The organism is Paenarthrobacter nicotinovorans (genome assembly GCF_021919345.1).
Lineage (GTDB): Bacteria > Actinomycetota > Actinomycetes > Actinomycetales > Micrococcaceae > Arthrobacter > Arthrobacter nicotinovorans.
Genome location: NZ_CP089293.1, coordinates 2,529,270 through 2,542,437, shown reverse-complemented (window position 1 = coordinate 2,542,437; position 13,168 = coordinate 2,529,270). Strand labels below are relative to the sequence as shown.

Genomic DNA, 13,168 nt, shown 5'->3' with positions numbered 1-13,168 from the left:
TGCCCGGCGCTCGTGAACGGGACGGGGCTGGCATGATGATGCTGTGACCGAACACGCAGACCCGCCGGCAGCCCGGAGCAGCCCTGTGCCCCCGAGTGCGGCAGCCGCCGTCGAAACCCTGGAAGCTGCACGCGCCGGACTTGCGGCCACCACCCTTCCTTTGGCGGTGCCCGAAGTGCAGGAGGCCCGCCAATGGATACGGGAGTCCCTGGCGCAGCTCGATGATTACATCATTCCCCGCTACCGCAGCCTGGACGCGCCGCTGCTGGCCGTCGTCGGCGGTTCAACCGGGGCCGGAAAGTCGACGTTGGTCAATGCCCTGGTGGGGTTTCCGGTGACCCGCTCGGGAGCGATCAGGCCTACAACGCGCCAACCGATCCTTCTGCACCACCCCAACGATGCGGAATGGTTCGAAGGACAGAGGATCCTTCCGAACTTGCAGCGGATCCGGGGAACGGTCTCGTCAGTCCCCGTCCCGGCGAACCAGGCCGGCGCGGCCCCCGACGCCCAGGCGATCACCTCGCTGGTATTGCTGGGGCACCCTGCTGTGGCGCAGGGCATTGCCCTGCTGGATGCCCCGGATGTCGACTCCATTTCCGACGACAACCGCAGACTCGCGGGGCAGCTGCTCGCCGCGGCCGACCTTTGGATCTTCGTCACCACCGCCAACCGCTACGCCGACGCCGTTCCATGGCGTCTGCTCCTTGATGCGGCTTCGCGGGACATCACCGTGGCCGTGGTCCTGGACCGTGTGCCGCCGGCAGCTGAGGACGAAGTCCGGACCGACCTGCAGGCGATGCTGGACCGGCAGGGACTTGGGGAGGCGAAACTCTTTGTCGTGTCCGAAAGCGCGTTGGACGGGCTGGGAATGTTGCCGGAGGGAGCGGTGGAGCCCTTGCGCCTGTGGCTCGGTGCCTTGGCCGCCAATGCCGCCGGCCGTGCCGAGGTTGCCCGGCGGACACTCAACGGTGCCGTCAAGGCCGTGAGTCTTCGCCTGGAGGCTGTAGCGGTCGCCACGGCGGCACAGGACGCTGCAGCCCGTGACCTGGAGGGATCGTGCTCCGAGGAATACGGGCACGCACTGACCCGCATCCTGGAAGCAACCAAGGATGGGGCACTCCTCCGCGGAGAAGTATTGGCCCGTTGGCAGGATTTCGTGGGAACGGGGGAGTTCTTTCGGGCCCTGGAGCAGAACATCGGCCGGATGAGGGACCGCATGGGCGCCTTTTTCCGAGGCGAACCGGCACCGGCTGTAAAGGTGGAGACGGCGATCGAAACAGGGCTGCAGGCAGTGATCCTCGATGAAGCGGCCACTGCTGCTGAAAACGTTGACAGGCGCTGGCGGGCGGACCCGGCTGGCCGCCAACTACTGGGCCACGACGACCTCTCCGGAACCAGCGAAGGCTTCGATGCCAAGGCGGCCGCGGCAATCCGTGCTTGGCAGGAAGGCCTGATGGAGATGATCCGGACCCAAGGACAGGGGAAGCGGACCCAGGCCAGGTGGCTGTCCTTCGGGGTCAACGGGCTTGGTGCTGCGCTCATGGTGGTGGTCTTCTCCATGACGGCTGGCCTGAGTGGTCTGGAAATCGGAATCGCGGGCGGCACAGCGGTGGTCGGGCAGAAGCTGCTCGAAGCGGTATTCGGCGAGGATGCTGTCCGTCGCCTTGCCCAGCAGGCCAGGCAGGACCTGCACACGCAGTGCCAGCGCCTGCTGGATGAAGAACGGCTCCGCTTCCTCACCAGGCTCGAGACCGTTCAGCCGGTCTCGGGTCCTGATCTCGCTCTGCACGCCAAGGCCCTCCGCCGACTGGCAGGGACTGCATGAGCCGCCACAGTCTGGTCCGTGAGTCGTCCGCATTGCAGCGCAGGCTCGAAGCCCTCAATACCGCACGCGAGCTGGCCGAAGGCGTTCTTCCCGATCAGGAACTCCAGTCCGTCTACAACGTTCTGGAGCGGGCAACTTCCCGGCGCTCGTTGTCGGCAGGACATACCGTGGTGGGCTTTTTCGGAGCCACCGGGAGCGGCAAGTCATCCCTGTTCAACGCAGTTTCCGGCAGCGAACTGGCCACCGCGGCTGCGCGGCGGCCCACCACCTCCGAGCCTTTGGCGGGTATCTGGGGCGAGGAGGGCAGCGGACCCCTGCTCGATTGGTTGGTCGTGAAGGACCGTCATGTACTTCCGCCGGTTACCGGCTTTGCCGACGAGGACAGTGGGCTGGTGCTCCTGGACCTGCCGGACTTCGATTCCACCCGGGTGGAAAACCGGGAGATTGTCCAACGGATGGTTGGCATGGTGGATGTCCTGGTGTGGGTGATGGACCCGCAGAAATACGCCGATGCCGCGGTGCACAACGACTTCCTCCGGCCCATGGCTACCCACGGCGCCGTCACCTTGGTTGTCCTGAACCAGATCGACAAACTGGGCGCCCCGGACGTCGCCGCGGTTCTGGACTCCTTGGAAGGGATCCTCGCACGAGACGGCCTGGGGACCGTCCGCGTGCTGGGCGCGTCGGCGCTGACGGGCGACGGCGTCTCCGCCGTCCGCGGGGCCATCAGGAACGTCGTGGTCCAGCGGGCAGCGACCACGCAGCGCTTGGCAGCCGACGTCGCCAAGGCTGCTGCCGGGTTGTCGAAAGCGTCGGGCGACGGTGAAGCACGCGGGATCAAGGCAAACGCACGGGCCCGCCTTGCATCGGAACTGGCGACGGCGGCGAACGTCCCTGTGGTGGTGGACGCGGTCCAGCGTTCGTTCCAAAGGGAGTCGGCGCGCAGGACGGGGTGGCCGGTCACACGATGGTTGTTGCGGTTCCGTCCCGATCCCCTGCGGAGGCTGAATCTGGGGCGGAGCGACACCAGGCCCGAATTGAGCCGCACGTCCTTGCCTCCGGCCGGTGCCCCTGAGCGTGCCCGCACGGATGCCGCCGTCCGGGAGTTCGCCGATGAGGCCTCGGCCGGCGCTCCCGGTCCTTGGCGGGCAGCCATTCGCGGGGCAGCGAGGGATGGCCGGGACCAATTGCCCGATGCCTTGGACCAGGCCATTGCCGGAGCGGACCTGAAAACGGCTAAACGTCCCCTCTGGTGGCTGTTGTTCAACACCCTGCAATGGTTGGCCCTCCTTTTGGCGGTCGGCGGGCTGGGCTGGCTCGGAGTCCTGGCAGCCTTGGGCTACTTCCAGATGCCCGAGCCTGAGGTTCCGCGCACGGAGGGGTGGCCGTGGCCCACGTTGATGGTGGCCGGGGGAGTGGCGTTGGGAGTGCTGTTGGCCATTACCGGCCGCATTCTGGGCGGCTGGGCGGCACGCATCAGGGCAGCCGGCGCGGCGAAGCGTCTGAAAGCGGCCGTGGCCGTGGTGGCGGAGCAAAGGATCGTGGAGCCCGTGGGAGTGGAAATCACGCGGTTGAAAGCCTTCAACGCTGCACTGAAAGCCGCGCGCCCGGATTAGGATTCGCCCGGACCAAGATGCGCCCGGACTAAGATGCGCCCGGCTAGAGAGCGGCCGCGGCGTCCCTGACTTTGACCAGCGTACGGAGGTTCCGGGTGGTGGTGCTTGCCTTGTAGCGTGGCTTGGCGGAGAGCTTGCTGAACGGGCTGTCCAGGGTGCCGCCCGCAGGTGCCAACCAGGCGGTGGCTTCAGGGCCCAGGCGCACTTGCGTCACGCCCCCCAGTTCTTCGGCTGCTGCAAAGAGCTCGTCAAGCATCGCGGTGTCCGAGGCCAAGGTGATGTAGCTGTGCGTCGACTTGTCATCCGCGGGGTACGGGCAGGCGTCCACAAGTTCGGCGACCCTCTGCGCTGTCAGGACAACCACCCAGGCGTCGTAGCCGAAGGAGTCCCGCAGGCACCGTTCGAACCGGGCCTTGACGTCCTTGGCGCTGAGGTCGCTTTGCAGCACCACATTCCCACTTGCCAACAGGGTCTTGACCCTGGTGAACGGGTAGTCGTGGAGCGCTGCCTTGAGGTCGGCCATCTTGATGTTGATGCCGCCCACATTGATTCCGCGCAGGAATACTGCGTAGCTTTCCATGGCTAGTCGTTGTTCTTCCGCAGCGCCTCAGTCAGGACCCGCGCGGCATTGCACACGACTTCGGCGTGCAGGCGTCCGGGCTGGCGGGTGAGTCGTTCTATCGGACCCGAGATGGACACTGCGGCGATGACCCTGCCGGAGGGTCCGCGCACCGGCGCGGAAACCGAGGCGACTCCGGGCTCGCGTTCGCCGAGGCTCTGACCCCAGCCCCGGCGTCGTACTCCTGCCAGGACGGTGGGCGTGAAGCGGGCGTTCTGCAGTCCCTCAAGGAGCCGGTCGTGGTCTTCCCACGCCAGCAGTACTTGCGCTGCGGAACCGGCTTTCATGGACAGCTGCGTGCCTACGGGAATGGTGTCGCGCAGGCCGATGGGACGTTCTGCCGAAGCCACGCATACGCGCCAGTCACCTTGGCGGCGGAAGATCTGTGCGCTTTCGCCTGTGGCGTCGCGAAGCTGGATGAGGACCGGGCCGGCCGAAGCAATCAACCGGTCTTCGCCGGCGGCGGAAGCAAGCTCGACGAGCCTGCTGCCCAGGACAAAGCGCCCTTGGATGTCGCGGCTGACGAGCCTGTGGTGAACCAGTGCCAGGGCGAGTCGGTGAACCGTGGGGCGGGCGAGCCCGGTGGCTGCTACAAGCTGGGCAAGTGTCGTTGGCCCGGCCTCGAGGGCATCGAGTACTTGGGCCGCTTTATCAATGACACCGACTCCACTAGAATTGTCCATGTAATGATATTGCCGTCTCAATATCTGAGATGCAAGTTGTTTCACTGGCCTATTTCGCAAGCGTGCTGGTTCAGTGGATGAAGAACAGTTCAGTGGATGTAAACCATCCGACCGCAGTGAAGGGAGCAAGGCCGTGGGAAAGACACTGGCCGAGAAAGTCTGGGACGCGCACGTTGTGCGCAAGGGTGAAGGCGAAGGAGCCAATGCCCAGCCCGATCTTCTCTTCATCGACCTTCACCTGGTTCACGAAGTAACATCCCCGCAGGCATTCGAGGGCCTGCGCCTGGCCGGCCGCAAGCTGCGCCGCGTGGACCTGACCATCGCCACGGAGGACCACAACACTCCCACGCTGGACATCGACAAACCGATCGCCGACCTCACCAGCCGCACCCAGATCGAAACCCTGCGCGCCAACTGCAAGGAATTCGGTGTGCGGCTGCACTCACTGGGTGACAAGGAACAAGGCATCGTCCACGTCGTGGGTCCGCAGCTGGGCCTGACCCAGCCCGGCATGACCGTGGTCTGCGGCGACTCGCACACCTCCACCCATGGCGCCTTCGGTGCACTGGCCATGGGTATCGGCACGTCGGAAGTGGAGCACGTCATGGCCACCCAGACACTGTCCTTGAAGCCGTTCAAGACCATGGCCATCAACGTCGAGGGCACCTTGCGTCCGGGCGTCACTGCCAAGGACATCATCCTCGCGGTCATCGCCAAGATCGGTACCGGCGGTGGCCAGGGCTACGTCCTGGAATACCGTGGTTCGGCTATCCGTGCCCTGTCCATGGACGCCCGCATGACCATCTGCAACATGTCCATCGAGGCCGGCGCACGTGCCGGCATGGTCGCGCCGGACCAGACCACGTACGACTACATGCAGGGCCGCCCCCACGCGCCGGAAGGCGCTGACTGGGATGCCGCCGTCGAGTACTGGAACACGCTGCACACCGACGCCGACGCGACCTTCGACGTCGAGGTGGACCTGGACGCTGACACGCTTGAGCCGTTCGTGACCTGGGGTACCAACCCGGGGCAAGGTGTTTCCCTCTCGGCCAAGGTTCCGTCTCCCGAAGACTTCGGTGACGAGAACGCCAAGGCTGCCGCTGAGCGTGCCTTGCAGTACATGGGCCTGGAAGCCGGAACGCCCATGAAGGACATCCGCGTGGACACCGTGTTCCTGGGGTCCTGCACGAACTCCCGCATCGAGGACCTGCGCGCCGCAGCGGATATCATCCGGGGCCGGGAGAAGGATCCGAAGGTACGGATGCTGGTGGTTCCCGGATCGGCGCGCGTCCGCCTGGAAGCCGAGGCCGAGGGCCTGGACAAGGTCTTCAAGGACTTCGGTGCCGAATGGCGCTTTGCCGGCTGCTCCATGTGCCTGGGCATGAACCCGGACCAGCTGGAACCGGGGGAGCGTTGCGCCTCAACGTCCAACCGCAACTTCGAGGGCCGCCAAGGCAAGGGCGGCCGCACACACCTGGTCTCGCCCGTGGTGGCTGCAGCGACTGCCGTCCGCGGCACGCTGAGCTCGCCGTCGGACCTTGAGTCCGCCGCCACAGGCACTTTGACCGGAATCGCAGTCTAGGAGGATCCCATGGAAGCTTTCACAACCCACACCGGCATCGGGGTCCCGCTGCGCCAGAGCAACGTGGACACCGACCAGATCATCCCCGCCGTGTACCTCAAGCGAATCACCCGTACCGGGTTCGAGGACGCCCTGTTCGCAGCGTGGCGCAAGGACGAGTCCTTCATCCTGAACCAGGCCCCTTTCAACGCCGGTTCCGTGCTGGTGGCAGGCCCGGACTTCGGTACCGGCTCATCACGTGAACACGCCGTTTGGGCCTTGAAGGACTACGGCTTCAAAGCGGTCCTCTCGTCCCGTTTCGCCGATATCTTCCGCGGCAACTCCGGCAAGCAAGGACTCCTGGCAGCACAGCTTGCGCAGGACGACATTGAACTGATCTGGAAGGTCCTGGAAAACGCTCCCGGTACCGAGGTGAAGGTGGACCTGGTCAGCAAGACGGTCGAGTGCGGCAATGTGGTGGCACCGTTCGACATTGATGACTACACCCGCTGGCGCCTGCTGGAAGGCCTGGATGACATCGGCCTGACCCTCCAGCACGAAGAAGACATCACCGCGTACGAAGCCACCCGGCCGTCGTTCAAACCCCGGACGATCCCGGCAAAAGTCGATGCCCGTTAGCCGCTGACCCTTCATCGGAATTTCCGCTGGCAGAGGACCGCCGGACCCCCTTGTGAGGGTCCGGCGGTCCTTTTTTGCGGGAGTTCGGCCTGGGCCGGATCCGTACGGCGCGGGGCGGGTCCATTTCGGTTCGGTTACGTGAGCTTCTATGCTTAGCTGGAGCCTTTGTAAGTTTGGGGGGCGAGTAGTCGTGAGGAAACCGGTATAGATGAGTAGTGTTCTGACAATCCGCGGTGGGGTCCCGTTAACTGGACGAGTGACCGTTCGCGGTGCCAAGAACCTGGTGCCCAAGGCGATGGTGGCCGCGTTGCTGGGCAGCGAGCCATCGGTGCTGAGGAACGTGCCGGAAATCAAGGACGTCGAGGTCGTCACCAGCCTTCTGAAGCTGCATGGTGTGACTGTCGTCAAAGATCCGGAGTCGGGTGACCTCACCCTGGATCCGAAGGACGCCAAGACGGCCTCCAGCACTGCAATCGACGCACACGCCGGCGATTCAAGGATCCCCATTTTGCTGTGCGGACCGCTGATCCATGCGATCGGTGAGGCCTTCATCCCGGATCTCGGTGGTTGCAAGATCGGTGACCGGCCCATTGATTACCACCTGAATGTCCTTCGCCAGTTTGGTGCCGTGGTGGAAAAGCGCCCCGGCGGCATCCACATTTCGGCCCCCCACGGCCTGCACGGCGCCAAGATTTCCTTGCCCTACCCGTCCGTGGGGGCTACGGAGCAGGTTCTGCTCAGTGCTACGCGGGCCGAAGGCATCACGGAGCTTATTGGTGCGGCAACCGAGCCGGAGATCATTGACCTCATCGCTGTCCTCCAGAAGATGGGCGCCATCATCAGCGTCCAGACTGACCGGACCATCCGCATCGAGGGGGTCAAGGACCTGCGCGGGTACAACCACCGTGCACTCCCTGACCGCAACGAGTCCGCTTCCTGGGCCTCGGCTGCGTTGGTAACCCGCGGCGATATCTTCGTTGAAGGTGCTTCCCAGCGGGACATGATGACGTTCCTGAACACCTACCGAAAAGTGGGCGGCGGAATGGACATCGGCGACGACGGCATCCGTTTTTACCACCAGGGTGGAAAGCTCAGCCCGCTTGTCCTGGAGACGGACGTGCACCCGGGCTTCATGACCGACTGGCAGCAACCGCTGGTGGTCGCGCTGACCCAGGCCGATGGCGTGTCAATTGTCCATGAGACCGTTTACGAGAACCGTTTTGGTTTCACCGAGGCTTTGGCCCGCATGGGGGCAAACATCCAGGTGCACCGCGAATGCCTTGGCAGCGTGCCCTGCCGCTTCGGCCAGCGGAACTTCCTCCACTCCGCGGTGATCTCCGGCCCCACGCCCCTGAGGGGCACCGACATTGACATCCCGGACCTTCGCGGCGGCTTCAGCCACCTCATTGCAGCGCTGGCAGCAACAGGAACCTCCAAGGTCACCGGGATCGATATCATCAACCGCGGTTACGAGCGCTTCACCGAGAAGCTGGCCGCCCTGGGCGCCGATTTCGACATCACCACCATCAAGTAGCGGGGGATCCTTTGAAGGAATCGGCCACGAGCCGTGCCATGTTCATATTGCTGGCGGGCCTTGCCCGTCCGGCGATGAATATGTTGATGGCAAAGAAGTGGGAAGGCATCGGGAAACTTCCCGCGGGCGGTTTCATCGCCGTGCCCAACCACTGCACCGAGATTGATCCCATTGTTGTGGGACACCTGGTGTACAACCAGAAGCGGCCACCCCACTTCCTGGCAAAAGCGGGGCTCTTCAAGGTGCCCGTACTGGGCAGCCTGCTGCGGGCCACGAAACAAATCCCGGTTGAACGCTCGACGGCGGGTGCGAACCGCTCGCTGCAACTGGCCAAGGAGGTGGTGGACGCCGGTGGCGCCATCATCATCTATCCCGAGGGAACCCTGACCAGGGATCCCGACCTGTGGCCGATGAAGGGCCACACCGGGGCGGCCCGCCTTGCCCTGCAAACAGGAGCACCGGTAGTACCCATGGCCCATTGGGGCGCACAGGAGGTCTTCCCCCGGTACGCCAAGCGCTTCCATGTCTTTCCCCGGAAGACCGTCCGCGTCCTGGTGGGTGAACCTGTGGACTTGAGCTCCTTCGCCGACCGGCCACTCGACCGGGCCACGCTCACCGAGGCCACGGACGTGATCATGGACGCCATCACAGCCCTCCTGGAGACGCTTCGTGGCGAAAAAGCGCCGGCTGAACGCTGGGACCCCGCGCTCCACAAACAAAGCAAGCATGGCCGCTTCGTTGAGGGGGCACCCTCCGAGACCCAGGATCCGGAGGCCGGCAAGTGACCGTGATCGAAAGCGCCGGTTTCGTTCCCGGCACTGTGGCCGTTCTGGGTGCAGGGTCCTGGGGTACTACGTTCGCGAAGATCCTGGCTGACGCAGCCATTGCGGCCGGTGTCGAGCGCAGTATCCGCATCTGGGGGCGCCGCGCCGAAGTAGTGGAGCAGATCAATACACTTCACCGCAACGAGCAGTACCTGAAGGACATTGACCTCCCGGCCTCCATCACGGCGTCCACTGATGTGGCAGAGGTGCTGAAGGATGCCACCCTCGTGGTGCTCGCTGTACCTGCACAGTCGTTGAGGCCGCAGTTGGGTGATTGGAAACCGCTGTTGTCGTCCGACGCCGTGGTTGTTTCCCTCATGAAGGGCCTGGAACTGGGCACGGACGCCCGCATGAGTGAAGTCATTGCGCAGGAACTTGGTCTTTCGGAGAGCCGCGTCGCTGTGGTTTCCGGACCGAACCTGGCCATGGAAATTGCCAGGGAACAACCGACTGCCTCCGTTGTTGCGTGCAGCGACGCCGATACGGCGGCTGCTATTGCCCTGTGCTGCACCGCGCCCTACTTCCGCCCCTACACCAGCACGGACGTGGTCGGCGTCGAGATCGGCGGCATCGTCAAGAACGTGATTGCCCTGGCGGTCGGAATCTGCGAGGGCCGGCAAATGGGCGACAACACCAAGGCGTCAGTGATAACCCGTGGACTCGCGGAAACGTCCCGGCTGGCTCTCGCCCTGGGCGGCGAAGCCCACACCATGGCCGGACTTGCCGGACTCGGCGACCTCGTGGCCACGTGCTCGTCTGCGCTCTCCCGGAATCACACTGCCGGCCGCCTGCTGGGTGAAGGCCTCAGCCTGGTGCAGGTGGCCGAACAGATGACCCAGACCGCTGAAGGCATCAAGTCCGGCCCCGCCGTGCATGAACTGGCGGGGAAACTGAATGTAGAAATGCCCATCACCGCAGCCGTAGTGGCCGTGCTTGAAGGCAGAATGTCCGTTGATGACCTGGGGCCGCGCTTGCTGGCCCGGGCACTGAAGTCCGAAGGCGACTACTGATGGTGACTGAAGAACCCACACCCGTGAAGGCGAAACCCCGCGTGGCGATCCTCTTTGGGGGCCGCTCAAGCGAACACGCTGTCAGCTGCGTCACGGCAGCTGGCGTCATGGGAGCCATCGACACCAACAAGTACGAGGTCATCCCTATCGGCATCGCGAAGTCGGGCCAGTGGGTTTTGGCTTCGGGAGATACCAGCCAGTGGTCCTTGAGCTCCAGGTCGCTTCCCGAGGTAGCGGCGTCAGGGCAGACTGTGACGTTGGCCGAAGTCGGCGGTGAGCACCAATTGATCGTCACAGAGCCCAACGCCGTCCCCCGGGAGCTGGGCTCCGTGGACGTCGTGTTCCCATTGCTGCATGGCCCGTGGGGTGAGGACGGAACAATCCAGGGCCTCTTGGAGTTGTCCGACACGCGCTACGTAGGCGCAGGCGTCCTGGCCTCCGCAGTGGGCATGGACAAGCACTTCATGAAGGTTGTCTTCGAAGCCGCCGGGCTGAAGGTGGGTCCCTACGTAGCCGTGACGGACCGCGAATGGGTGACCGACGCCGAGGCCGTGCGCAAACGCGTGGACAAGCTTGGTTTCCCGGTCTTCGTCAAGCCCGCCCGCGCGGGTTCTTCCATGGGAATTTCGAAGGTTGACTCCCTGGACGGCCTGGATGCCGCCGTCGATGAAGCCCGCCGCCACGACCTGAAGCTCGTTATCGAAGCCGGGATTGTGGGACGCGAAATCGAGTGTGCCGTCCTGCAAGGACGCGGCACCGACGCTCCCCGCACGTCAATGCCCGGTGAAATTGCCGTGGCGGCCGGGGAACACGATTTCTACGACTTCGCTGCCAAGTATGTGGAGGACGGGGCCGCCGCACTCAGCTGCCCGGCCGACATGCCCGACGAAGCCATTGCCCGCGTCAGGGAACTGGCCGCCGTCGCTTTCGACGCCGTAGGCGCGGAAGGCCTCAGCCGTGTGGACTTCTTCTACACCCCGTCCGGCGAGCTGATCATCAACGAGATCAACACCATGCCTGGCTTCACTCCCAAGAGCATGTACCCGCAGATGTGGGCAGCCTCCGGAGTGTCCTACGCCGAATTGATCGATGAACTGATCCACTTGGCGCTGACCCGGAAGACGGGCCTGCGCTAAGCTCACGATGCTTGGGCACTGCCTGCCTCGGCAGGCGGCGCCCAAGCATCGCCGCTATTTGCCTGTCGGCAGGTTCTGCAGGTCTTCCTGGCCTACACACTTGCCGCTGGCCTTGATTTTCCCGACGGCGGCGGCGAGCTCGGTCAGGACAGTTGCGGAGCTGATGTTGGCAGCCTCCAGTTTGACCGGGTCGACCAGGATTTCCGTGGCGGGCTCGCGGCCGAATGTGGTCAGCGTGTACACGGGGTCGCCCTCCTTGATGACCCAATCGATGTTATTGACGCTGACACAGCGGTCCGTCGTGGGTCCGGGGACGTTCACACCACAGCGCAGGATGATCTGGGACGGATCGCCCCATGCTGCCGTCGCCTGGCTGTTGGTCTTGCGGAGGGCAGCATCGCCGATCTTGTCGGGCAGGGCCACCATCATGGGGGCGCAGGCAGGGTTGGCGGCGTCCGCGGCAGCAGTGACGTCAACGGCAGGTGAACAGGCCGACAAAGCGAGCACGGATGCAGAGGCCAGGGAAATGGCCATGGCAGTCCTGTGGAGGGTCTTTCGATGCATCCTTCCAGCCTATCCCGCATGGACTGCCTGCCCGACGCGGGTAGCGTGGGTCACATTCCCGCGAAGCCGCCGCAGGGGCAGCCCGTCATTATTGTGTCGGTGGATCGCGATAGCGTAGAACCGTGCCCGCAGAACAAGTGACCGTCCAAGACCTTTCGGAGTCCGAGCTCCTCGCCCGGATCTTTCCCCGGCTGAACAGCAGCCCCGGCGTCCTGCTGGGACCCGGTGATGATGCAGCCCTCGTAGCGGCCCCGGACGGCCGCACCCTGATTTCCATAGATACCCAAACGCAGGACCAGGACTTCAGGCTGCAGTGGAACAACGGCTACAGGACCAGCGGCTACGACGTCGGCTGGAAGGCCGCGGCGCAGAACCTCAGTGACATCAATGCCATGGGAGGCACTGCCACCTCGCTGGTGGTGAGCCTGACCATGCCGCCGTCCACTCCCGTCGATTGGGTGGAGGCTTTTGCGGACGGCCTCACTGCAGCCATCGTCGAGCTGGGGGCACCGGACTGCTCTGTTGCCGGAGGGGACCTCGGCCGGGGCCGGGAACTCGCCGTGACGGTCGCCGTCGTCGGAACTCTTGCCGGAATGGCGCCGGTGCTGCGCTCCGGCGCCCGGCCAGGGGATGTGGCGGCGGTTGCCGGCACGCTCGGCCGGGCAGCCGCAGGCTGGGCGTTGCTTGAAAGCGATGTCCCGCTTGAGAAGCTTGACGAGGAGCTGAGGGGTTTCGTGGGGAACCAGTGCAGGCCTCTGCCGCCGCTGGCAGCAGGACCGCTTGCTGCGAGGACCGGCGCCACTGCAATGCTGGACATCTCCGACGGTCTGTTGCGCGACGGCGCCCGGCTGGCCACCGCCAGTGGTGCCGTGCTGGACTTCGATCCCATCGCGTTGAAAAAGTATGCCGCCGTGCTGGAACCGGCAGCTGCCTTGCTGGGTGCCGACGCCATGGCATGGGTCCTTGGCGGGGGAGAAGACCATGGCTTGCTGGCCACGTTCCCAGCCGGTATTCAGCTGCCGCAGGGCTTCACTGCGATAGGCTCAGTTCAAGCCGTTGTCGAGCCGCCAGGCAGCGGCGTCCGGATTGCCGGGCATGCTGCTGACACCGTTGGATGGGATCACTTTGCAGACTAAGATCGCCGCGAATGCGCA

General features: G+C 64.7%; 12 protein-coding genes. 9 read left to right on the top strand and 3 right to left on the bottom strand.

Annotation, left to right across the window (positions count from 1 at the left end; translation table 11 throughout):
• Window positions 1–43: 43 nt before the first annotated feature.
• Window positions 44–1,825 (top strand): dynamin family protein, encoded by a 1,782-nt coding sequence (locus tag JMY29_RS11860; protein WP_189076806.1) that lies wholly within the window; start codon window positions 44–46, stop codon window positions 1,823–1,825.
• Window positions 1,822–3,441 carry a GTPase gene (locus tag JMY29_RS11855; RefSeq protein WP_189076807.1) on the top strand — a complete coding sequence of 540 codons (1,620 nt, stop codon included), beginning with the start codon at window positions 1,822–1,824 and terminating at the stop codon, window positions 3,439–3,441. The genes JMY29_RS11860 and JMY29_RS11855 overlap by 4 nt, the downstream gene beginning before the upstream one ends.
• A gap of 43 nt (window positions 3,442–3,484) precedes the next feature.
• On the opposite strand, the gene JMY29_RS11850 is transcribed toward JMY29_RS11855, so the two are convergent.
• Both JMY29_RS11850 and JMY29_RS11845 read right to left on the bottom strand, forming a co-directional pair.
• The gene (locus JMY29_RS11850) at window positions 3,485–4,021 is read right to left on the bottom strand and encodes a DUF1697 domain-containing protein (RefSeq protein WP_189076808.1); all 537 of its coding nucleotides are present in this window, start codon (window positions 4,019–4,021) and stop codon (window positions 3,485–3,487) included.
• Window positions 4,022–4,023: 2 nt separating this feature from the next.
• The gene (locus JMY29_RS11845) at window positions 4,024–4,743 is read right to left on the bottom strand and encodes an IclR family transcriptional regulator (RefSeq protein ID WP_014922101.1); all 720 of its coding nucleotides are present in this window, start codon (window positions 4,741–4,743) and stop codon (window positions 4,024–4,026) included.
• Window positions 4,744–4,876: 133 nt separating this feature from the next.
• On the opposite strand from JMY29_RS11845, the gene leuC reads away from it, so the two are divergent.
• The 6 genes from leuC to JMY29_RS11815 all read left to right on the top strand — a co-directional run bounded on the left by leuC (window position 4,877) and on the right by JMY29_RS11815 (window position 11,450).
• Complete coding sequence (leuC, locus tag JMY29_RS11840) at window positions 4,877–6,328, top strand: 3-isopropylmalate dehydratase large subunit (protein ID WP_018776241.1); 1,452 nt, start codon at window positions 4,877–4,879, stop codon at window positions 6,326–6,328.
• Between the two features lie 9 nt (window positions 6,329–6,337).
• Complete coding sequence (gene leuD / locus JMY29_RS11835; protein WP_018776240.1) at window positions 6,338–6,946, top strand: 3-isopropylmalate dehydratase small subunit; 609 nt, start codon at window positions 6,338–6,340, stop codon at window positions 6,944–6,946.
• A gap of 208 nt (window positions 6,947–7,154) precedes the next feature.
• Window positions 7,155–8,480 (top strand): UDP-N-acetylglucosamine 1-carboxyvinyltransferase, encoded by a 1,326-nt coding sequence (murA, locus tag JMY29_RS11830; protein WP_026266908.1) that lies wholly within the window; start codon window positions 7,155–7,157, stop codon window positions 8,478–8,480.
• 11 nt (window positions 8,481–8,491) lie between these two features.
• The gene (locus tag JMY29_RS11825; protein WP_026266907.1) at window positions 8,492–9,265 is read left to right on the top strand and encodes a lysophospholipid acyltransferase family protein; all 774 of its coding nucleotides are present in this window, start codon (window positions 8,492–8,494) and stop codon (window positions 9,263–9,265) included.
• The gene (locus JMY29_RS11820; protein WP_018776237.1) at window positions 9,262–10,314 is read left to right on the top strand and encodes an NAD(P)H-dependent glycerol-3-phosphate dehydrogenase; all 1,053 of its coding nucleotides are present in this window, start codon (window positions 9,262–9,264) and stop codon (window positions 10,312–10,314) included. The genes JMY29_RS11825 and JMY29_RS11820 overlap by 4 nt, the downstream gene beginning before the upstream one ends.
• Entirely contained in the window at window positions 10,314–11,450 is a 1,137-nt protein-coding gene (locus JMY29_RS11815; protein ID WP_079582425.1) for a D-alanine--D-alanine ligase family protein, read from the top strand. The genes JMY29_RS11820 and JMY29_RS11815 overlap by 1 nt, the downstream gene beginning before the upstream one ends.
• 54 nt (window positions 11,451–11,504) lie before the next feature.
• Here JMY29_RS11815 and JMY29_RS11810 read toward each other — a convergent pair whose 3' ends face one another.
• Window positions 11,505–12,014 carry a DUF3515 family protein gene (locus tag JMY29_RS11810; RefSeq protein ID WP_026266905.1) on the bottom strand — a complete coding sequence of 170 codons (510 nt, stop codon included), beginning with the start codon at window positions 12,012–12,014 and terminating at the stop codon, window positions 11,505–11,507.
• A 122-nt stretch (window positions 12,015–12,136) separates the two neighbouring features.
• Between JMY29_RS11810 and thiL the strand changes: the two genes are divergently transcribed.
• A complete protein-coding gene (gene thiL, locus JMY29_RS11805; RefSeq protein WP_055972266.1) occupies window positions 12,137–13,150 on the top strand; it encodes a thiamine-phosphate kinase in 1,014 nt (337 codons plus the stop codon).
• Window positions 13,151–13,168: the final 18 nt, after the last annotated feature.

Excerpts from the sequence above, each read along its gene's own strand:
- murA (WP_026266908.1), top strand. The coding sequence starts at position 7,155 with ATGAGTAGTGTTCTGACAATCCGCGGTGGGGTCCCGTTAACTGGACGA.
- JMY29_RS11845 (WP_014922101.1), bottom strand. The coding sequence starts at position 4,743 with ATGGACAATTCTAGTGGAGTCGGTGTCATTGATAAAGCGGCCCAAGTA.
- JMY29_RS11850 (WP_189076808.1), bottom strand. The coding sequence starts at position 4,021 with ATGGAAAGCTACGCAGTATTCCTGCGCGGAATCAATGTGGGCGGCATC.
- JMY29_RS11815 (WP_079582425.1), top strand. The coding sequence starts at position 10,314 with ATGGTGACTGAAGAACCCACACCCGTGAAGGCGAAACCCCGCGTGGCG.
- JMY29_RS11810 (WP_026266905.1), bottom strand. The coding sequence starts at position 12,014 with ATGCATCGAAAGACCCTCCACAGGACTGCCATGGCCATTTCCCTGGCC.
- JMY29_RS11855 (WP_189076807.1), top strand. The coding sequence starts at position 1,822 with ATGAGCCGCCACAGTCTGGTCCGTGAGTCGTCCGCATTGCAGCGCAGG.
- leuD (WP_018776240.1), top strand. The coding sequence starts at position 6,338 with ATGGAAGCTTTCACAACCCACACCGGCATCGGGGTCCCGCTGCGCCAG.